The organism is Xanthomonas campestris pv. asclepiadis (assembly GCF_020784175.1).
GTDB lineage: Bacteria > Pseudomonadota > Gammaproteobacteria > Xanthomonadales > Xanthomonadaceae > Xanthomonas > Xanthomonas campestris_D.
Window position 1 is genome coordinate 71,363 of record NZ_JAJGQM010000012.1, and the last position, 18,201, is coordinate 89,563.

Below are 18,201 nucleotides of genomic sequence, written 5' to 3' on the forward strand. Positions count from 1 at the left end.
CGCTGCGGTGAGGGTTCAGCCCGGCAGAGCTCGCCAGCGACCGCTGGCAGTGCGCGATTGGCAGCTCTTGCGCGATCACCTCTACAACGCCAGGCGCCGTAGTGGATGCGCCTGCCGGCCATCCCGACCTGCGCATGAACGCGGTGCAGCTTGTCACCTTGCGGCAACGGTGCGCTGTCGCAGAATCGAGTCACCGCTACGGCAGACGCAGCGGATGACCGCGAAGGAGACACTCTATGCAGATTCAGATCCAGACCGACAAGCACGTGCCGCATGACCCATCAGTCGTGCAGCATGTCGAGAAGACCTGCTCCGCCCAGCTGGCGCATTTCGCCAACGACATCACCCGCGTCGACGTGCATTTGCGCGATGAAAACGGCCAACGCGGCGGCGCGGCGGATCGAACCTGCAGCATTGAGGCGCACGTCGCCGGCCTGCCGCCGATCGCGGCCACCAATAGCGCCGAAACCACCGCCTCGGCCGTCACCGGCGCCGCGCGCAAGCTGCGCACCGCCATCGAACATGCACGTGGCAAGCAGCACGCCAAGGCCACCGCACCGCCGCCGGAAGTGCTCTGATCCGAGCCTTGGCAGGGCCGCGCTCGGCGCGCCCTGCCAAGCGATGCATCGCTGGCGTTGCAGTGCCAACAACGCGTCGACGCTAAAGGCACCATCCGTACCCTGATCCAGAAACGCCATCGGCCCGCTGCAGTGTCACTGCAGCGGGCCGATGGGTTTTGATCTGGTGCGCCCGGAGGGATTCGAACCCCCGACCAATGGCTTCGGAAGCCACTACTCTATCCGGCTGAGCTACGAGCGCCTGGCCCGGCATTATGCCAGAACCGCCGCCGCGCGCGTGACACCCCGCAGCGCAGGCTTGCCGAACGACTGCGCACCACCGCGTTGCCGACCTGGGCTCACCGGATCCAGCGCCCCATGCTAGCCGGCTGGCGCGACGTCGGCAGCCGCCTGGGAGCCTGGACGATGCACTGCGCGATCACCGGCCAGCGCATGACCGCAGCCGAGCCGCGCTGCTACCCTTTGCAGCATGAGCAAGCATGGTGTTGAACAGCTGCCGACAGCGCCCGCGCTGACCTGGCCGCAGCGACTGGGGCAGTACTGGAAGCTGGTCCGCGGCGATCGTCCGATCGGCAGCCTGTTACTGCTGTGGCCCACCTGGTGGGCATTGTGGCTGGCCGCCGATGGCCTGCCGCCGCTGTGGACGCTGTTCGTATTCACCGCCGGGGTCTGGCTGACCCGCTCGGCCGGCTGCGTGATCAACGACTATGCCGACCGCTGGCTGGACCCGCATGTGGAGCGCACCAAGTCGCGGCCGCTGGCCACCGGTGCGGTGTCCGGGCGCGAGGCGCTGTGGGTGTTCGTGGTGCTGATGCTGGTGGCGTTCGCGCTGGTGCTCACGCTCAACTGGCTGACCGTGGCGTTGAGCGTGCCGGGCGTGTTCCTGGCCGCCAGCTACCCCTATCTCAAACGCCACACCCACCTGCCCCAGGTCTATCTGGGCATGGCCTTCGGCTGGGGCATCCCGATGGCCTTCGCCGCGGTGCAGGGCAGCGTGCCATGGCTGGCCTGGCTGCTGTACGCGGCCAACATCCTGTGGGCGACGGCCTACGACACCTGGTACGCCATGGTCGACCGCGAGGACGACATCCACATGGGCAGCAAGTCCACCGCCATCCTGTTCGGCAGGTTCGACCTGCTCGCGCAGGGCCTGCTGTATGCGTCGATGTTTGCGGCACTGGCACTGGTCGGCCTGCGTGCCGATCTCGGCATCGCCTATTGGACAGGACTGGGCGTGGCCGCGTTGCTGGTGGCCTACGAATTCCGCCTTGCCCGCCACCGCGAACGCGGCCCCTGCTTCCGCGCCTTCCTGCACAACAACTGGGTGGGCCTGGCGATCTTCGTCGGTATCGCCGCGGCCCTGGCAGTGCGCTGACGCGCAGACAGGCAAACCACCTCGGCTTGAGTCCCTCTCCGCGCGGGAGAGGGGTTGGGGTGAGGGTACGGGCAAAGCCCCATGGCGCAGCTCACAACCTACAGCCACCAGGCCTCACGGCACCCGCGCACATACCCACGCATCCACCCTCTGCACCCCTGCGCGCCGCAACGCCTGCGCCGCCGCGTGCAGCGTCGCACCGGTGGTCATCACGTCATCCACCAAGGCCACATGCGCCGGCAAGGTGCCACGCGTGACGAAGGCCTGCCGCAGATTGCGCTGGCGCTCGGCCGCATCCAGCTCCGATTGCGGCGCGGTCGCGCGAACCCGGCGCAGCAATGGCAGGCAGGGCAACCGCAGCGCGCGGCCAAGCGGTCTGGCCAGCTCCAGGGCCTGGTCGTAACCACGCTGGCGCAAGCGCTGCCGATGCAGACTCACCGGCACCAGCGCCTGCGGACGCGGCAGGCCCGCACAACCTGTGGCCATCAACTCGCTGAGCAGGCGCCCGGCGGCCAGATCCTGGTGAAACTTGAAACGCCGCAGCAAGCCATCCACCGGCCAGCGATAGGTGAAGCACGCATGCACGCGCTGCAGCGGTGGCCGATGCTGCTGGCATTGCCCGCACAGCAGCACGCCATCGGAGGCGGACAACGGGGTTGCGCAACACAGGCAGGCCTGCCCGTGATCTGGCAATGCGGCGCGACACGACGGGCACAGATCGCAATCGGCAGTGCCGGCCTCGGCGCATACCAGGCACACACTCGGCAGCAGCAGCCGCAACACCCGTCGTGGCCACCTGTAAACCGAGCGCACCTCCTCGAAGTTGACAGCCTCTCGCATGCTCACCAGACTGCCTGGCTTCCAAGCCGCTGACTGTCAGGAAACCCCGATGTCTGTTGTCGTCCGCCATGACTGGGATCGCAAAGAGCTGCAGGCGCTGTTCGATCTGCCGTTTCCGGAGCTGCTGCACCGCGCCGCCAGCGTGCATCGCGCCCATTTCGATCCGGCCGAAGTGCAGGTCTCCACGCTGCTGTCGGTCAAGACCGGCGGCTGCCCGGAAGACTGCGCGTACTGCCCGCAGGCGCAGCGCTACGACACCGGCGTGACCGCGCAGAAGCTGATGGAGACCGAAGAGGTGGTCGCCAAGGCGCGGCAGGCCAAGGCCGCCGGCGCTTCGCGCTTCTGCATGGGCGCGGCCTGGCGCTCGCCCAAGGAGCGCGACATCCCCAAGGTTGCCGCGATGATCCGCGAGGTCAAGGCGATGGGTCTTGAGACCTGCGCCACGCTCGGCATGCTCGACGCCGGCCAGGCGCGCGCGCTTAAGGACGCCGGGCTGGACTACTACAACCACAATCTGGACACCGCGCCGGATTACTACGACTCGATCATCCACACCCGCCAGTATCAGGACCGCCTGAACACGCTGGAGCATGTGCGCGACGTCGGCCTGAAGACCTGCTGCGGCGGCATCGTCGGCATGGGCGAAACCCGCGAGCACCGCATCGGCCTGCTGCTGGCACTGGCCACGCTACCGGCGCATCCGGACTCGGTGCCGATCAACCAGCTGGTGCAGGTTGCCGGCACGCCGTTGCACGGCACCCAGCAACTGGATCCGTTCGAATTCGTGCGCATGATCGCCGTGGCCCGCATCACGATGCCGCATTCGATGGTGCGCCTGTCCGCCGGCCGCGAAGCAATGAGCGACGAGCTGCAGGCGCTGTGCTTCCTGGCCGGTGCCAACTCGATCTTCTACGGCGAAAAACTGCTGACCACCGGCAACCCGGACACCGAACGCGACCAGGCCCTGTTCCAGCGCCTGGGCCTGCGCCCGATGCAGATCACCGTCGACGCCGCCGACCACGACCACCCCGGCACCGTGCATGCGGAGATCACCCGCAGCACGGCCTGCGAGCACGCTGCCTGACCGCGAAGCGAGCACCAGGCACCGATCGTCGGTGCCGGCTGGGCGCGCCGAGCGCGGCAGGCTACGCTAGCGCACCTTTCTGCCGCTGAACGCCCCCATGGCTCGCCCCGATCTGCACGAACGGATTTCGTCGCTGCGCACCTTGCGTGTGGCCCAGGAACGGGTGCGGGTGCGGCGGCTGGTGGGCCGTCGCGATGGCGTGCGGCTGGAAGTCGATGGCCGCTGGCTGACCGGTTTCTGCTCCAACGACTATCTGGGCCTGTCGCAGCAGTTCGAAGTGGTCGCTGCGTTGCAGGACGCCGCCGCGCGCGATGGTGCCGGCGCCACCGCCTCGCACCTGATCTGCGGCCACCACACCGCGCACGAAACGCTGGAGCGCGAGATCGCGCAGTGGCTCGGCTATCCGTCGGCCCTGCTGTTCGGCAGCGGCTTCATCGCCAATCTGGCCGTGCAGCAAGCCTTGCTCAGCGAAGACGACGATGTCTGCGTGCAGGACCGGCTCAACCACGCCAGCCTGCTCGATGCCACGCGCCTGGCCGGCTGCCGGCTGCGCCGCTATCCGCATCTGGATGTGGAAGGCGCGATGCGTCAGCTCAAGGGCGCGCCCGAGGGCGCGGCGATGCTGGCCAGCGATGGCGTCTTCAGCATGGATGGCGATGTCGCCCCGCTGCGTGCGTTGAGCCTGGTGGCGCGCATGCAGCAGGCGCTGTTCTATGTCGACGACGCACACGGCGTGGGCGTGCTCGGCCCGCAGGGGCGCGGCTGCGTGGCCGATGCCGGACTAGGCGTGGCCGAGGTGCCGCTGCAACTGGTGACCCTGGGCAAGGCGCTCGGTGGCTATGGCGCGGTCGTTGTAGGCGATGAAGCGCTGGTACGCCATCTGGCCGAAACCGCGCGCCCCTACATCTACACCACCGCGTTGCCGCCGGCGCAGGTCGCTGCAACCCTGGCGGCGGTGCGCCTGGCGCGTCGCGATGATTGGCGGCGTGCCAGGCTGGTCGAGTCGATCGGCAGTTTCCGCGATGGCGCACGCCGCCATGGCTTCGAGCTGATGGCCTCGGATACGCCGATCCAGCCCTTGCTGTGCGGCGAAGAAGCGACGGTGATGGCGATGTCCGCCGTGCTGGAACAGGCCGGCTTCCTGGTCGGCGCGATTCGCCCGCCCACCGTGCCCGAAGGCAAGGCGCGTCTGCGTGTGACCCTGTCCGCCCTGCATACGCCGCAGCAGGTGCAGGCCTTGATCGAGGCCATCGTGCAGGCGCGCGATGTGGTCAGTCGGCAGCCGCTGCGCGCCTCGGCCTGAGAGCGGCGATCAAGACGATTGCCTAGCAGCCGGGCAGCGCTGCCGGTGCTCGGGGTGGCACGGATCGCTCGACTGAAACTGCAGCGCTGCGCGCGCAATCCACACCCAGCTGACACCTGATGGATCACCGGCGTTGGCACTACTGCGGTCATGGTCATACGCGCATGCAAGCGAACTGACTCGAATCCCAGGGTCAACGCGCCACACGCAAGCACCATGCACTGACCCAAGACTCACCGTCCCTTCCGCATGGATCTGCGCGCGCCGATCCGTGCCGATCGGCGACAATGCCCGCATGCATATCGATGTCATCGGCCACGGGCCTGCGCTGGTTCTTCTGCACGGTTGGGCATTGCACGGCGGCGTGTTCGCGCCGTTGGTGGAACGTCTGGCCGCGCACCATCAACTGCATCTGGTGGATCTGCCCGGGCACGGTTTCAGCCGCGACGACAGCACGCCGCTGGCGCTGCCGGACGTGGTCGCCGGCATCGCCGCCGCCACCCCGCCGGCGGTGTGGGTCGGCTGGTCGCTGGGCGGGCTGTTCGCACTGCATGCCGCCGCCACCCAACCGAAGGTACGCGGGCTGGCGATGATCGCCGCCACGCCGCGCTTCGTGCGCGGCAACGAGTGGCCCGACGCGGTCGAGCGCGAGGTATTCGTGCAATTCGGCCAGGACCTGGCGCGCGATTATCGCGGCACGCTGGAACGCTTTCTGGCGCTGGACACGCTGGGTTCGGCGCATGCCCGCGCCGAGTTGCGCAGCCTGCGCGAGACGCTGGTGGCGCGCGGCGAACCGGCCGCCGCGGCGTTGCAGCAAGGTCTTGGCCTGCTGGAACGCAGCGACCTGCGCCGCGCGCTGCCGCAGCTCGCACGCCCCAGCCTGTGGATTGCCGGCCAGCGCGACCGGCTGGTGCCGGCCGCCGGCATGCAGGCCGCTGCGGCGCTGGCTCCGCACGCGCAGGCATTGACCATTGCCGGTGGCGGGCACGCACCGTTTCTTGGCCACGCCGATCAGGTCGCCGAGGCGCTGCAACGCTTCGTTGCGTCCGTGCCGTGAACCGATCGTCGATCATGCGCCATCGCTGATCGAGGACACACGCATGGATCTGGGAATCGCCGGGCGCTGGGCATTGGTGTGCGCCGCCAGCAAGGGCCTGGGATTGGGCTGCGCACGCGCGCTGGCCAGCGAAGGCGTCAACGTGGTGATCGTCGCGCGCGGCCGCGATGCCCTGGAGCAGTCCGCCGAGGCGTTGCGCGCACTGCCGGGCGCTGGCGAAGTGCGCAGCGTGGTGGCCGATATCGCCACCCCGCAAGGACGCAGCGATGCGCTCGCCGCCTGCCCGCAGCTGGATATCCTCATCAACAACGCCGGTGGCCCGCCGCCCGGCGATTTTCGCCAGTGGGAACGCGACGACTGGCTGCGCGCACTGGATGCCAACATGCTGGCGCCGATCGAGTTGATCCGCGCCAGCGTCGATGCGATGCGCGCACGGCGCTTCGGCCGCATCGTCAACATCACCTCCAGTGCGGTGAAGGCGCCGATCGACATCCTGGGCCTGTCCAATGGCGCGCGCGCCGGCCTTACCGGCTTCGTCGCCGGGCTGGCGCGCAGCACGGTGGCCGACAACGTCACCATCAACAATCTGCTGCCCGGCCAGTTTGCCACCGACCGCCTGCGCGGTAACTTCGCGGCGATCGCCCGACAGCAAGGCCTCGGCGCCGAAGAGGTCGCCGAGCGCAAGCGTGCGGGCATTCCGGCCAAGCGCTTCGGCGAGCCGGACGAATTCGGCGCGGCCTGCGCGTTCCTGTGCAGCGCGCAGGCCGGCTACATCACCGGGCAGAACCTGCTGATCGACGGCGGCAGCTATCCCGGCACGTTCTAGGACGCGTCGGCCACGCCGATGGGTGTGACCAATGCGGTGGCGGACGCGCTCTGGGCGGACGTTGCGGGCCGATGGTTGTGGCAACTGCGGCGGACGTTCCGGTTGTTTCCGGCCACAACGCGCTCGTCGACCCATATTGCCGGTCCGTTGCGGTCGCCACGCAGCCGCTGGCTGACCGACCGCTTGCAGAACTCCCCAGCCGATTGCCGGTCCGCCCCACGCATCGATTCCCTCCGCCCCGGCCACAAGCGACAATAGCGCCGCTCATGAACAGTACTTTCGACCCCCGCCACGTCCGGCGCGCCTTTGCGCGTGCCGCCAGCAGCTATGCCGCCGCCGCCGCGCTGCAGCGCGAAGCCGAAGCGCGCCTGCTCGAATCGCTCGACTATTTGGGCGACCAGGTGCCCAAGGTGGTGCTGGATGTCGGCGCCGGCCCCGGCCATGCCAGCGGCGCGATCAAGAAGCGCTGGCCCAAGGCGCAGGTGATCGCGCTGGACCAGGCCATGCCGATGCTGCGCCAGGCGCGCAAGGCGGCGGGCTGGTGGAAGCCGTTCGCGCAGGTCTGCGCCGATGCGCGCGCCTTGCCGGTGGCCGACGGCAGCGTGGATGTGATCTTCAGCAACCTGTGCCTGCAATGGATGGAAGACCTGCCGGCAGTGTTCGCCGGCTTCCGCCGCGCGCTGCGCCCGGGCGGCTTGTTGCTGTGCTCCACCTTCGGCCCGGAGACGCTGATCGAATTGCGCGAGGCCTTCGCCCAGGCCGACCCGGCCCCGCATGTCAGCCGCTTCCCGCCGATCGCCCAGTTCGGCGATGCCTTGCTGATGTCCGGCTTCCGCGACCCGGTGCTGGACCGCGACCTGTTCACCCTGACCTACAGCGACCTGCCCGCGCTGATGCGCGAGCTGCGCGCGATGGGCGCCACCAACGCGCTCAGCAATCGCCGCGCCACCCTGACCGGACGCGGCCGCTTTGCCGCCGCCAGCGCCGCCTACGAGCCCTTGCGGCGGCCGGACGGCACCTTGCCCAGCTCCTGGGAAGTGATCTACGCCCATGCCTGGGCACCGGCGCCGGGCGCGCCCATCCGCGAGCAGGGACACGATGTCGCCAGCGTCCCGGTGGCCTCGATCCCGATCCGCCGCCGCATCGATTAGCGGCGGTGCAGATCGCCGGCAGCAACGCAGCCGTTGCCGGCGAGACACACAGTTTTGCGACGACACCAATGCGGACCTGTCAGGCTCGGTCGCGACACCCGGTAGAATTCAGCAGTCAACGGCCGCATGTTCCTGGTACGGCTTGCCTTTTCGACGCCTCAACCAGAGTGGCTAGCAAAACGTCGCAAGCCGTCGTCAGGTGGCTGCAGACGGCGCGCAGGAACCGCCATGTACGCGTGGTACATGCCGGTTCCGAGCACCGGCAGCGCCCCGCCCGGCCGCTGCACTGTCGTTTTGATAGCCGCTCTTAGGTTTGCGGCCCCCGTCCCCCAATCGGCCTTCCCAATGTTGAAGTGGCTCATCATCGCGCTGTTCATCGCATCGGCGCTGTACATCCATTACCGCGGTCGCGTGCGGCACCGGCTCAGCCGGCAGCTGCTGGACCATTCCACCTTCATGGCGCCGATCAACACACTGATGTATCTGTGTTCGCGGGTGCCGACCACACCGTTCATCGATCCCGGCAAGGAATTCCCGGAACTGGCGCCGCTGCGCGCCAACTGGTCGCTGATCCGCGATGAAGCGGTGGCGCTGCAGCAGATGCAGAAGATCCGCGCCGCCGACGGCTACACCGACATCGGCTTCAACTCGTTTTTCCGCCGCGGCTGGAAGCGCTTCTATCTCAAGTGGTACGGCACCGCGCACCCGTCGGCGTCCGAACTGTGCCCGCAGACCACCGCGTTGCTGAAGTCCATCCCCACGGTCAAGGCCGCGATGTTCGCCGAACTGCCACCGGGCAGTGAACTGCGCCCGCACCGCGACCCGTTCGCCGGGTCCATGCGCCTGCACCTGGGGCTGGCCACGCCCAACGACGACCGCTGCTTCATCGACGTGGATGGTCAGCGCCACAGCTGGCGCGATGGTGAATGGACGATGTTCGACGAGACCTACATCCACTACGCGCGCAACGACACCGACCAGGACCGCATCATCCTGTTCTGCGACATCGAGCGCCCGATGCGCTGGCGCTGGGCGGCGGCGGTGAACCGCTTCGTCGGCCGCAGCCTGCTCTCGGCCGGTGCCTCGCCCAATCAGGAAGGCGACAAGACCGGTGGCATCAACCGCGTGTTCCGCTACTTCTATGCCGCGCGCCTGAAGGCCAAGGCGCTGAAGGAACGCAACAACCCGCTGTACCAGACGCTCAAGTGGGGCATCTTCATCCTGGTGGTGGTCGGGATCGTGTTGCTGTAATACGCGACCAACCACGTAGGAGCGCACCCGGGCGCGACCCGCATCGCCGGTAACGCCCCATCGCGCGCAAGCGCGCTCCTACATAAGCACAGCTCCGGCCGCAATACCGCACCAATCACGTAGGAGCGCACCTGGGCGCGACCAGGCATTGCCGGTAGCGCCTCATCGCGCCCTGGTGCGCTCCTACGCAGCGCCGATCGATGCACTCAGCGCGACACCTGCGCGATCCATTCCTGCAGGTTGTAGTAGTTGGTGACGCGGGTGATCCTGCCGTCGTGCACAGCGAAGAATGCACCGCCCGGCAGCACGTAGGTCTGCCCGTTGGCCTCCGGCAGGCCCTCGTCGGTGGTGTGGTAGACCCCGTGCACCACGTACTCGGCACCCACCCGCGTGCCGTCCTCGTTGGCTGTGACCACGACATCGCGCAGCTGCTCGCGGTAGCTGTCGTTCATGCGTTGCAGGAAGGCGGCAAATGCCGCCCGGCCGATCTCGCGCGGGCCCTGATTGAGGTCGTGCGCGACATCGTCGGCCAGGAACGCCAGCATGGCATCCCAATCGCCGCGGTTGAATGCGTCGTAATAGGCCTGGACCAGGCCGATGGCGTGTTGCCGATTGCGCTCGCTCATGCTCGCACCTGCCGCTGGGAAAGCCGCATCATAGAGCGCGTGCTGCGCTTCGACACGCCTGCCATGCAGTACACCCGGCATCAGGCGCCCTGCACCACCAGATCGCGATGGAAGTAATAGACCTCCTGCAGCAGGAAGCGCCAGCTGGTGTGGAAGCTGCGAAAGCGCGTGCTGGGCGTGGAGGAGGCCAGCGCGTCCACCCCCAGCTCCTGGCTCAGCCGCAGCGCGCGCGCCATGTGCAAGGGGTCGCTGACGATGATCGCCCGGTGCATGCCGTGCCGGTCCATCAGCGCGCGCGCCTGTTGCAGATTCTGCCGGGTGGTGCGCGAGACCGTCTCGATCACGATCGCTTCCGGCGGGACGCCGTGGCGGAGCGCATAGCGCCGCGCCACCTGCGACTCGGCAAAGCGCGCGCCGTTGCCGAACCCACCAGTAAACAGCAGCCGCGGCGCGTAACCCTGCGCGTACAGGTCCAGCGCATGGCGGATGCGCTCTTCGAACACCGGCGAGGGGCGCGCATCGTAGGCGGCCGCACCCAGCACGATGATCACGTCGGCCGGCGCGGCCTGGTCGCGATCGCCGACCCAGACGATCCAGCCGGCCACGCCCACCAGCCAGATCAGCGCCAGCATGCACAGGCGCCAGCACCAGCCCCACAGACCGATCCCGCGCGAGCGCCTGCTCACGCCGCGGCCCAGGGCAATGCGTCCAGATCGACATTGCCGCCGGACAGGATCAGCCCGACCCGCCGCCCGGCAAAGCGCGCCGGTTCAGCCAGCACCGCTGCCAGCGCAATCGCCGAGGACGGCTCCACGACCTGTTTGAGGATCTGCCAGATCAGCCGCATTGCCTGCACCGCCGCCGCATCGTCCACGGTGATCACCTGCGCACCGGCGGTCCGCAACAGCGCGAAATTCGGCGCCCCCAAGGTACCGCGCAGCCCGTCGCAGAGCGTGTTGGGCACGAAGTCGACCAGGCGCTCGCCAGCCGCCAGCGAGCGCGCGGTGTCGGCCGCCCCGCTCGGCTCGGCCAGCACCAGCGCGCAGCCCGGGGCCGCTTGCAGCGCCAGCGCAGTGCCGGCGGCCAGCCCGCCGCCGCCAACCGGTGCCACCAGCACGTCCAGCCCGCCGCTCTGCAGCAGCAGCTCCAGCGCGGCGGTGCCCTGCCCGGCGATCACCGCCGGGTCGGTATACGGATGCACCAGCGTCGCGCCGCTGCTCACCTGGACCTCGGCGCACATCTGCTCGCGCGCGGCGATGGTGGGCGCGCAGCGCCACAGCGTGGCGCCGTGGCGGGAAATATTGGCCAGCTTGGCGGCCACCGCGCCTTCGGGCACCACTACGTGGCAACCGATCCCGCGCGTGCGCGCGGCAAGCGCCAGTGCGGCGCCGTGATTACCGGACGAATGGGTGACCACGCCGCGCGCGGCAAGCTCGGCCGACAACGACCACACCGCATTGCAGGCACCACGGAACTTGAATGCGCCGCTGCGCTGCAGGTGTTCGGCCTTGAAGAACAGCTGCGCACCGCAGAGGGCGTCCAGGCTGTGCGAGGTCAGCAGCGGAGTCGGCGCGCACTGCGGCGCGATGCGCGCAGCGGCTTGCAGGACGTCGGAATGGGCAAGAGGGACCGTCTCGATCATGCCTGCAAGATTAACGTATCGTCCCCGCCTTCACGGCTGCAGGCACATTGCCCGCGCATGCTGGATCGATGAAGAAGCGCCACATTGCGGCACAGTTAAGGACCGATTCAATGCATCGGCTCGAAAGTGGCACCATGGTTGCAGGAGGGCACCATCGATGAAATTCCGTCTGATCTTCGCCGCCGGGCTGTTGGCCCTGGGCGGCTGCGCAACCTACGACTACACCGGCGCGGGGTCGGGCGGCTATTACCGCGGTGCGCCTGCGGTGCAGTACCGCTATCCGCCGGGCTACTCGCCGTATTTCTACGGCAACCCGTACGGCAACCCTTACGGCGCCGGGTCGATCGGGCTGTACGACTACCCGGTGTATCCGGTCTACCGCGGCGGTGGCGGCTATTACTACCGCCAGAACGATCGACGCCCGCAATACCGGCCGCCACGTCCGAACGGCTCGTTCAACAACGGTCCGCGTCCCAACGGGCCGCGCCCGCAACAACCCAATCGCCCACCGGCAACCGGCGCCCCGCCGTCGCGGCCGCCGCCTCGCATCGGTGCGCCGCCGCGGGTGATCCGGGAGATTCAACGGCAGACCGCGCCCCGCAACACGCGTGAACAGATTCCCTGAGTTGCTGACTGCGACATGGCCCACAAATGGTGATGTTGGGGGCTTGCGTTCAGCCGGCACTTGGTTGCAAGCTAGGTGCTCTGTGTGACCCGCCACGTCATTTTTTGACCTGACCCGTCTCACTGACCGACTTATGTCGATGTCCGACAGGGAAATCTGGATCCCCCCTGTTCCGGCCCTGTCGGATATCGGCGCCTCCAACGCATAAAGCCCCGGCATGCCGGGGCTTTATGTTTTTGTCGTCTGGTTTGCCATTGCGTGCCTGTGATACCCAGCCCGACAGGCAGGGCTGCGGCCGGTGTCGGATCGCGGAAAAAAATAAGGGCCGGCAGTCCCCCGACTACCGACCCTTACGCGACCCCGTCGCACGCGTGGCTGGCCCCTGTTCCAATTCCAGCCTTGCGCCCATGTCGCAATGCCACGACGGGTGCAGTAGGGATATCCGCACGGAACATGCCAACTTGAGGGTCAGTGTTGGATAATGTGATTCACATCACACTTTTACCCATCCAGTGACCTCGATCGGCCTTCAGCCGATACTTTCGCGGCCGCCAACCTCCTTCTGCTCCTGGTCCACGCCCATGTCCGACTCCTTCTATCGCTACGACGTCATCGTGATCGGCGGCGGCCATGCCGGCACCGAAGCGGCGCTGGCCTCCGCGCGCGCCGGTGCACGCACCTTGCTGCTGACCCACAACATCGAGACGGTGGGCGCGATGAGCTGCAACCCCGCCATCGGCGGGATCGGCAAGGGCCATCTGGTCAAGGAGATCGACGCGCTGGGCGGGGCGATGGCACGCGCGGCGGATCAGGCCGGCATCCAGTGGCGCACGCTCAATGCCTCCAAGGGGCCTGCGGTGCGCGCCACCCGCTGCCAGGCCGACCGCAACCTCTACCGCAACGCGATCCGCCGCATCGTCGAGACGCAGCCCAACCTGACCGTGTTCCAGGCGGCGGTGGACGACTTGATCATCCACCACGGCGCCGCCGAAGCCGACAGCGTGCGCGGCGTGGTCACCCAGACCGGGCTGCGCTTCGAAGCGCCGGCGGTGGTGCTGACCGCCGGCACCTTCCTGGCCGGCAAGATCCATGTCGGCGAAACCCAGTACGCGGCCGGGCGCATGGGCGACCCGCCGGCCACCACGCTGGCGGCGCGTCTGCGCGAGCGGCCGTTCGCGATCGACCGGCTCAAGACCGGCACCCCGCCGCGCATCGACGGGCGCACGCTCGACTACGGCGTGATGGCCGAACAACCCGGCGACGATCCCCTGCCGGTGATGTCGTTCATGGGCCAGCTCGGCGATCACCCGCGCCAGGTCAGCTGCTGGATCACCCAGACCACCGAACAGACCCACGACATCATCCGCAGCGCGCTGCATCGCTCGCCGCTGTATTCCGGGCAGATCGAAGGCATCGGGCCGCGTTACTGCCCGTCGATCGAAGACAAGGTGGTGCGGTTCGCAGAGAAGACCAGCCACCAGATCTTCGTCGAGCCCGAAGGCCTGGAGGTGGCCGAGATCTATCCCAACGGCATCTCCACCTCGCTGCCGTTCGACGTGCAGCTGGCACTGGTGCGCTCGATCCACGGGTTTGCGCAGGCGCATATCACCCGCCCCGGCTATGCGATCGAATACGACTTCTTCGACCCGCGCGGGCTCAAGGCCTCACTGGAAACCAAGGCGGTGGGCGGGCTGTTCTTCGCCGGCCAGATCAACGGCACCACCGGCTACGAGGAGGCCGCCGCCCAGGGCCTGCTGGCCGGGCTCAATGCCGCGCGCCACGTGCAGGGATTGCCGGCCTGGTCGCCGCGCCGCGACCAGGCCTACCTGGGCGTGCTGGTGGACGATCTGATCACCCACGGCACCACCGAGCCGTATCGCATGTTCACCAGCCGCGCCGAATACCGCCTGCAGCTGCGCGAGGACAACGCCGATGCGCGCCTGACCGGCGTCGGCCGCGCGATGGGCCTGGTCGACGATGCGCGCTGGGCGCGCTTTTCCGCCAAGCAGGAGGCGGTGCAGCGCGAAAGCGCGCGCCTGTCGGTGCTGTGGGCGACCCCGGGCAATGCGCTGGGCCGCGAAGTGGCCCAGACCCTGGGCGTGGCGGTGAGCCGCGAAACCAACGTGCTGGACCTGATCAAGCGCCCCGAACTCAATTACGCCGCGCTGATGCGCGTGCCGACGCTGGGGCCGGGCGTGGACGATGCGCAGGTGGCCGAGCAGGTGGAGATCAGCGTCAAATACGCCGGCTACCTGGATCGCCAACGAGACGACATCGCACGCCAGCAGCGCCACGAAACCACGCCGATTCCGGAAGGATTCGATTATGCCGGCGTGCGTGGGTTGTCGATCGAAGTGCAGCAGAAACTCGAACGTGTGCGCCCGCAAAGCATCGGCCAGGCGCAACGCATCCCCGGCATGACGCCGGCGGCGATCTCGCTGCTGCTGGTGCATCTGGAACGTGCGCGCCGCAGCCAGGTGGCGTAAGCGCTCGCCGGTGCGCTGGCAGAGGAATGTCGGCGATCGGTTCGAACCCATGGCTTTACACGCTGAAAACGTGTGGATGATTGTCAACAGATGTCATAGCGCGATGCCATGTCGCCGCATGCGAAGCAAAACGTCGGTATTGCGGGGGCAATGCCGGGAAGTTTGATGGTGGTCGCGACCGAGTTGGTATGCTCCGGCATCACTGACGACGTCCTGATCATGAACCCACTGCGTGCGCTGCTGACGGCAACCTACCGAATCGCCTGTCCCGCCCTGCTGCTGATGCTGGGCGGCACCTCGCACGCGGCGGCGCAGACCGAGGAAGACGGCCGTTACTGGCTGAGCGTGTACGCCCAGGGCAAGCTGCCGGTCGAAAACCTGTACTGGAGCATGGATGTGCATCCGCGCTGGCGCGAAGAAGGCGAGCAGTTCGATCAATTGATTTTGCGCCCCGCGGTGTTTTACCGGTTCACTCTCAAGGCCAGTGTCTGGATGGGCTACGACACCATCATCAGCCACCCCGCCGGGCAATCCTCCAACCGCGAAAACCGCTGGTGGGGACAGTTTCAATATCAGTTCGATCCGATTGCCAACATCACCATCACCAGTCGCACGCGCCTGGAGCAGCGTCACCGCGAAGGTTTCAGCGACGAGGGGTATCGGGTGCGCCAGATGATCAGAGCCGTCCGGCCCAGTGCGTTGTCTGCGCAACTGTCGTGGGTAGCGTTCAACGAACTGTTCGTCAATCTCGACCAGACCGAATGGGGCGCCCGACGCGGCCTGGACCAGAACCGCGTCTTCGTCGGCATCAACTGGAAATTCAACGACATTGCCAATGTCGACGTCGGTTATCTGAATCAGTTCGTCAACACCAGTACGGTGGACCGCGAAAACCACGTGCTGATGACCACGTTCCGCTTCAACTTCTAGGGCTCGATGGGCGGTCGAAGGCGTGCGCAACCACCGGCTTGGAGGGGCATTTTCCGGAGCCGGTGATCTGCATGCGCAATTTGCTGCAGCGCCGCGGCAACCCACGCATGGCGCGCCTGTCGCACGCCCTTACGCCGCCCTACGCTCGACGGCAGGCAGCAAACGCTGGCGCAATAGGAGTGCCGCCATCTCCAGCGTTTCGCCGGCGGCGCGCAGGACCCCGCCCATATTGATGAAGCCGTGGATCATGCCCGGAAAGCTGTGCAGGGTGACTTCCACGCCGGCGGCGCGCAGACGTTCGGCATAGCCGCGTCCTTCGTCGTAGAGCATGTCGCGATCGCCCACCACGACCAGTGCGGGCGCAACGCCGGTCACCTCCGGCACCAGCATCGGCGAGACGCGCCAGTCCTGTGCAACGGAGGGATCGGACAATAGATGGCGATTGAAGAAGCGCACCGCCTCGGTGGTCAGTGGCGGCAGGCCGGCATTGTGCGATCGCGACGGATACTGTCCATTGTCCTCGCGCGCATCGGTGAGCGGGTACACCAGTACCTGGCAGCGCAACGCGATCCCGGCGTCGCGCGCGGCCAGCGCCGCGACCGCGGCCATGGCGCCGCCGATACTGTCGCCAGCCACTGCCAGGCGCTGTACATCGGCACCGACCGCATCGGGTTGGGCAACCAGCCAGTGCAGGGTCGCAATCACGTCCTCCACGCCGGCCGGCGCGGGATGTTCCGGCGCAAGGCGATAGTCGACCGCCAGCAGTTGGCAGCCGGCGCGCGCCGCCAGTTGCCGGCAGATGTCGTCGTGGGAGTCGAGGTCGCCCACCACGCCGCCGCCGCCGTGCACGAACAGGCAGGTCGGTGCCGGACCGGCAGCCAGCCCGGACGGGCGATACAGGCGCAAACGCACCGGGCCGACAGTGGTGTCGGCCTGCAGATCGCGCACCTCGGCCATCTCCACACGTGCAAAACCCAGCTGCGCGCCGAGTGCACGCATCATTGCGCGCGCGCCCTCGATCGGCAGGGTTTCCATCGGTGGTTGAGCGGCGTGTTGAAGCTGGGCAAACAGGCGCACGACATCGGGATCAAACGACATGGCGGACTCTCCAGGAGACGATGGCTGAGCCTGCCAGATACTTATGATCAATCACCATTCGACGCCATCAATCATTTCAATGGCATTGCCAAATCTGCACCGAAGTACCGCAAAACCCAGTGCTGCCGTTGCCTGCGCTTGCAATGGCGATGCCTGGCGAACAGCCGCCGCAATCAGCATCCGTTGATTTTTTGCTGCACTGCGTCGCGTCTGCGCCTGCATCGGCGCGCACCCGTCTGATGCGCATGAGCGGTGCATGCCGGCAGTGATCCAGGCGTGCCGCTGCTGTCGCGCCGACTCGCGCGCGACAGCAGCGGCGGTCTAGTCTTCGTCCTCGGCAGCGGCCTCACGGCCTTGCTGCCGGATGAGGTTCTCCTGGCGCGCGTCCTCGATCGAGGCGCGGATGGCACGCACGTCGGCGCGGCGGGTGTCGAACTTGAAGCGTCCGGTCAGCACGCTGTCCGGGCGCAGCTCGCCCTTTTCGAACAGCGCCCACATCTCTTCGCCGTAGTAGGTTTCCAGCAACTCCGGCGCGAAGCGGCCGAGGCAATCGCGCAGGTTGTGCACGTCGCGCAGCAGCATGTCGCGCGCGGCATTGTTGCCGGCGGCGCTGACTACCTGGGGGAAGTCGATCAACACCGGGCCCTCGGGCGAGACCAGCACGTTGTATTCGGACAGATCGCCGTGCACCAGGCCCAGCGACAGCATCTTGACCACATCGCCGATCAGGCTGGTGTGGAACACGCGCGCCTGCTCCGGTTCCAGCTCCACTTCCCCCAGCCGCGGTGCGCTGTGGCCGGCCTCGTCGGTGACCAGGTCCATCAGCAGCACGCCGTGGAAATAGCCGCGCGGTTTGGGCACGTGCACGCTGGCGTCCATCAGTTGATAGAGCACCTCGGCTTCGGTGTTCTTCCATGCGGTCTCGGCCTCGCGCCGGCCGAACTTGGTGGCCTTGCCCATCGCGCGCGCCTGGCGGCTGCCACGCACCTTGCGGCCTTCCTGGTATTGCACGCGCGCCTGGAAGCTGCGTTGCGCCATGTCCTTGTAGACCTTGGCGCACAGGATGTCGGCGCCTGTGCTGACCACGTAGACAGATGCTTCCTTGCCGCTCTTCAGTGGTCGCAACACTTCGTCGATGATGCCGTCGTCGATCAGCGGTTGCAGGCCCTTGGGGGTTTTCATGGACTAAGGGGACCGATCCGAAACAAACCAGCAGCGATTATGCGGCAACCAGGGTGAAGCGCTTACATGTCCGGGCACAAGCTGCGACCGGGCGCATGCATCGGCGTGAGCGCTTACCATGCATGGACCCGTCCAGCCCGCGATCCG

Annotated in this window: 18 protein-coding genes, 1 tRNA gene and 1 other RNA gene; 11 read left to right on the forward strand and 9 right to left on the reverse strand. The window is 67.5% G+C overall.

Annotated elements, in window-relative coordinates; translation table 11 throughout:
• Positions 1 to 236 precede the first annotated feature (236 nt).
• On the forward strand, positions 237 to 578 hold the full coding sequence (locus LL972_RS08090; RefSeq protein WP_104534447.1) for an HPF/RaiA family ribosome-associated protein: 342 nt from the start codon (positions 237 to 239) through the stop codon (positions 576 to 578).
• 164 nt (positions 579 to 742) lie between these two features.
• Here LL972_RS08090 and LL972_RS08095 read toward each other — a convergent pair.
• Positions 743 to 819 (reverse strand) — tRNA-Arg (locus tag LL972_RS08095).
• A 228-nt stretch (positions 820 to 1,047) separates the two neighbouring features.
• Between LL972_RS08095 and ubiA the strand changes: the two genes are divergently transcribed.
• On the forward strand, positions 1,048 to 1,953 hold the full coding sequence (gene ubiA, locus LL972_RS08100) for a 4-hydroxybenzoate octaprenyltransferase (protein ID WP_228327147.1): 906 nt from the start codon (positions 1,048 to 1,050) through the stop codon (positions 1,951 to 1,953).
• A 114-nt stretch (positions 1,954 to 2,067) separates the two neighbouring features.
• Here ubiA and LL972_RS08105 read toward each other — a convergent pair whose 3' ends face one another.
• A complete protein-coding gene (locus LL972_RS08105; protein ID WP_228327148.1) occupies positions 2,068 to 2,793 on the reverse strand; it encodes a ComF family protein in 726 nt (241 codons plus the stop codon).
• Between the two features lie 49 nt (positions 2,794 to 2,842).
• On the opposite strand from LL972_RS08105, the gene bioB reads away from it, so the two are divergent.
• From bioB to bioC, 5 genes are all read left to right on the forward strand, one after another.
• Positions 2,843 to 3,877, forward strand: coding sequence for a biotin synthase BioB (bioB, locus tag LL972_RS08110; RefSeq protein WP_228327149.1), 1,035 nt, complete (start codon positions 2,843 to 2,845; stop codon positions 3,875 to 3,877).
• 97 nt (positions 3,878 to 3,974) lie between these two features.
• Complete coding sequence (gene bioF / locus LL972_RS08115) at positions 3,975 to 5,180, forward strand: 8-amino-7-oxononanoate synthase (RefSeq protein ID WP_228327150.1); 1,206 nt, start codon at positions 3,975 to 3,977, stop codon at positions 5,178 to 5,180.
• A 295-nt stretch (positions 5,181 to 5,475) separates the two neighbouring features.
• Entirely contained in the window at positions 5,476 to 6,237 is a 762-nt protein-coding gene (gene bioH, locus LL972_RS08120; RefSeq protein WP_228327151.1) for a pimeloyl-ACP methyl ester esterase BioH, read from the forward strand.
• A 43-nt stretch (positions 6,238 to 6,280) separates the two neighbouring features.
• Complete coding sequence (locus LL972_RS08125; RefSeq protein ID WP_228327152.1) at positions 6,281 to 7,063, forward strand: SDR family oxidoreductase; 783 nt, start codon at positions 6,281 to 6,283, stop codon at positions 7,061 to 7,063.
• 266 nt (positions 7,064 to 7,329) lie between these two features.
• Positions 7,330 to 8,214, forward strand: a complete 885-nt coding sequence (bioC, locus tag LL972_RS08130; protein ID WP_228327153.1) for a malonyl-ACP O-methyltransferase BioC — start codon at positions 7,330 to 7,332, stop codon at positions 8,212 to 8,214.
• A gap of 169 nt (positions 8,215 to 8,383) precedes the next feature.
• Here the strand turns inward: bioC and LL972_RS08135 are convergent.
• Positions 8,384 to 8,459, reverse strand: a non-coding RNA gene (locus tag LL972_RS08135) — sX9 sRNA.
• A 100-nt stretch (positions 8,460 to 8,559) separates the two neighbouring features.
• Here LL972_RS08135 and lpxO point away from each other — a divergent pair.
• A complete protein-coding gene (gene lpxO, locus LL972_RS08140; RefSeq protein WP_104598001.1) occupies positions 8,560 to 9,465 on the forward strand; it encodes a lipid A hydroxylase LpxO in 906 nt (301 codons plus the stop codon).
• A gap of 206 nt (positions 9,466 to 9,671) precedes the next feature.
• Here the strand turns inward: lpxO and LL972_RS08145 are convergent, their stop codons facing one another.
• The 3 genes from LL972_RS08145 to LL972_RS08155 all read right to left on the reverse strand — a co-directional run bounded on the left by LL972_RS08145 (position 9,672) and on the right by LL972_RS08155 (position 11,733).
• Positions 9,672 to 10,091, reverse strand: coding sequence for a nuclear transport factor 2 family protein (locus tag LL972_RS08145; protein WP_228327154.1), 420 nt, complete (start codon positions 10,089 to 10,091; stop codon positions 9,672 to 9,674).
• An 80-nt stretch (positions 10,092 to 10,171) separates the two neighbouring features.
• Positions 10,172 to 10,789, reverse strand: a complete 618-nt coding sequence (locus tag LL972_RS08150; protein WP_228327182.1) for a YdcF family protein — start codon at positions 10,787 to 10,789, stop codon at positions 10,172 to 10,174.
• The gene (locus LL972_RS08155; RefSeq protein ID WP_228327155.1) at positions 10,774 to 11,733 is read right to left on the reverse strand and encodes a pyridoxal-phosphate dependent enzyme; all 960 of its coding nucleotides are present in this window, start codon (positions 11,731 to 11,733) and stop codon (positions 10,774 to 10,776) included. Before LL972_RS08155 ends, LL972_RS08150 begins: the two co-directional genes overlap by 16 nt.
• Positions 11,734 to 11,890: 157 nt before the next feature.
• Here LL972_RS08155 and LL972_RS08160 point away from each other — a divergent pair, with 157 nt between their 5' ends.
• The 3 genes from LL972_RS08160 (at position 11,891) to LL972_RS08170 (ending at position 15,774) form a co-directional block, all read left to right on the forward strand.
• Positions 11,891 to 12,358, forward strand: a complete 468-nt coding sequence (locus LL972_RS08160; RefSeq protein WP_228327156.1) for a hypothetical protein — start codon at positions 11,891 to 11,893, stop codon at positions 12,356 to 12,358.
• A 581-nt stretch (positions 12,359 to 12,939) separates the two neighbouring features.
• The gene (gene mnmG / locus LL972_RS08165; RefSeq protein ID WP_228327157.1) at positions 12,940 to 14,844 is read left to right on the forward strand and encodes a tRNA uridine-5-carboxymethylaminomethyl(34) synthesis enzyme MnmG; all 1,905 of its coding nucleotides are present in this window, start codon (positions 12,940 to 12,942) and stop codon (positions 14,842 to 14,844) included.
• A 219-nt stretch (positions 14,845 to 15,063) separates the two neighbouring features.
• On the forward strand, positions 15,064 to 15,774 hold the full coding sequence (locus LL972_RS08170; RefSeq protein WP_429002131.1) for a DUF2490 domain-containing protein: 711 nt from the start codon (positions 15,064 to 15,066) through the stop codon (positions 15,772 to 15,774).
• Positions 15,775 to 15,903: 129 nt separating this feature from the next.
• Here LL972_RS08170 and LL972_RS08175 read toward each other — a convergent pair whose 3' ends face one another.
• From LL972_RS08175 to LL972_RS08185, 3 genes are all read right to left on the reverse strand, one after another.
• Positions 15,904 to 16,872 carry an alpha/beta hydrolase gene (locus tag LL972_RS08175; protein ID WP_228327158.1) on the reverse strand — a complete coding sequence of 323 codons (969 nt, stop codon included), beginning with the start codon at positions 16,870 to 16,872 and terminating at the stop codon, positions 15,904 to 15,906.
• A gap of 51 nt (positions 16,873 to 16,923) precedes the next feature.
• Positions 16,924 to 17,094, reverse strand: coding sequence for a hypothetical protein (locus tag LL972_RS08180; protein WP_228327159.1), 171 nt, complete (start codon positions 17,092 to 17,094; stop codon positions 16,924 to 16,926).
• Positions 17,095 to 17,193: 99 nt separating this feature from the next.
• The gene (locus tag LL972_RS08185) at positions 17,194 to 18,054 is read right to left on the reverse strand and encodes a PA4780 family RIO1-like protein kinase (protein WP_228327160.1); all 861 of its coding nucleotides are present in this window, start codon (positions 18,052 to 18,054) and stop codon (positions 17,194 to 17,196) included.
• Positions 18,055 to 18,201 lie beyond the last annotated feature (147 nt).

Coding starts and splice junctions, on each gene's coding strand:
- LL972_RS08090 (WP_104534447.1), top strand. CDS start 237: ATGCAGATTCAGATCCAGACCGACAAGCACGTGCCGCATGACCCATCA.
- ubiA (WP_228327147.1), top strand. CDS start 1,048: ATGAGCAAGCATGGTGTTGAACAGCTGCCGACAGCGCCCGCGCTGACC.
- LL972_RS08105 (WP_228327148.1), bottom strand. CDS start 2,793: ATGCGAGAGGCTGTCAACTTCGAGGAGGTGCGCTCGGTTTACAGGTGG.
- bioB (WP_228327149.1), top strand. CDS start 2,843: ATGTCTGTTGTCGTCCGCCATGACTGGGATCGCAAAGAGCTGCAGGCG.
- bioF (WP_228327150.1), top strand. CDS start 3,975: ATGGCTCGCCCCGATCTGCACGAACGGATTTCGTCGCTGCGCACCTTG.
- bioH (WP_228327151.1), top strand. CDS start 5,476: ATGCATATCGATGTCATCGGCCACGGGCCTGCGCTGGTTCTTCTGCAC.
- LL972_RS08125 (WP_228327152.1), top strand. CDS start 6,281: ATGGATCTGGGAATCGCCGGGCGCTGGGCATTGGTGTGCGCCGCCAGC.
- bioC (WP_228327153.1), top strand. CDS start 7,330: ATGAACAGTACTTTCGACCCCCGCCACGTCCGGCGCGCCTTTGCGCGT.
- lpxO (WP_104598001.1), top strand. CDS start 8,560: ATGTTGAAGTGGCTCATCATCGCGCTGTTCATCGCATCGGCGCTGTAC.
- LL972_RS08145 (WP_228327154.1), bottom strand. CDS start 10,091: ATGAGCGAGCGCAATCGGCAACACGCCATCGGCCTGGTCCAGGCCTAT.
- LL972_RS08155 (WP_228327155.1), bottom strand. CDS start 11,733: ATGATCGAGACGGTCCCTCTTGCCCATTCCGACGTCCTGCAAGCCGCT.
- LL972_RS08160 (WP_228327156.1), top strand. CDS start 11,891: ATGAAATTCCGTCTGATCTTCGCCGCCGGGCTGTTGGCCCTGGGCGGC.
- mnmG (WP_228327157.1), top strand. CDS start 12,940: ATGTCCGACTCCTTCTATCGCTACGACGTCATCGTGATCGGCGGCGGC.
- LL972_RS08170 (WP_429002131.1), top strand. CDS start 15,064: ATGAACCCACTGCGTGCGCTGCTGACGGCAACCTACCGAATCGCCTGT.
- LL972_RS08175 (WP_228327158.1), bottom strand. CDS start 16,872: ATGTCGTTTGATCCCGATGTCGTGCGCCTGTTTGCCCAGCTTCAACAC.
- LL972_RS08180 (WP_228327159.1), bottom strand. CDS start 17,094: ATGCAGGCGCAGACGCGACGCAGTGCAGCAAAAAATCAACGGATGCTG.
- LL972_RS08185 (WP_228327160.1), bottom strand. CDS start 18,054: ATGAAAACCCCCAAGGGCCTGCAACCGCTGATCGACGACGGCATCATC.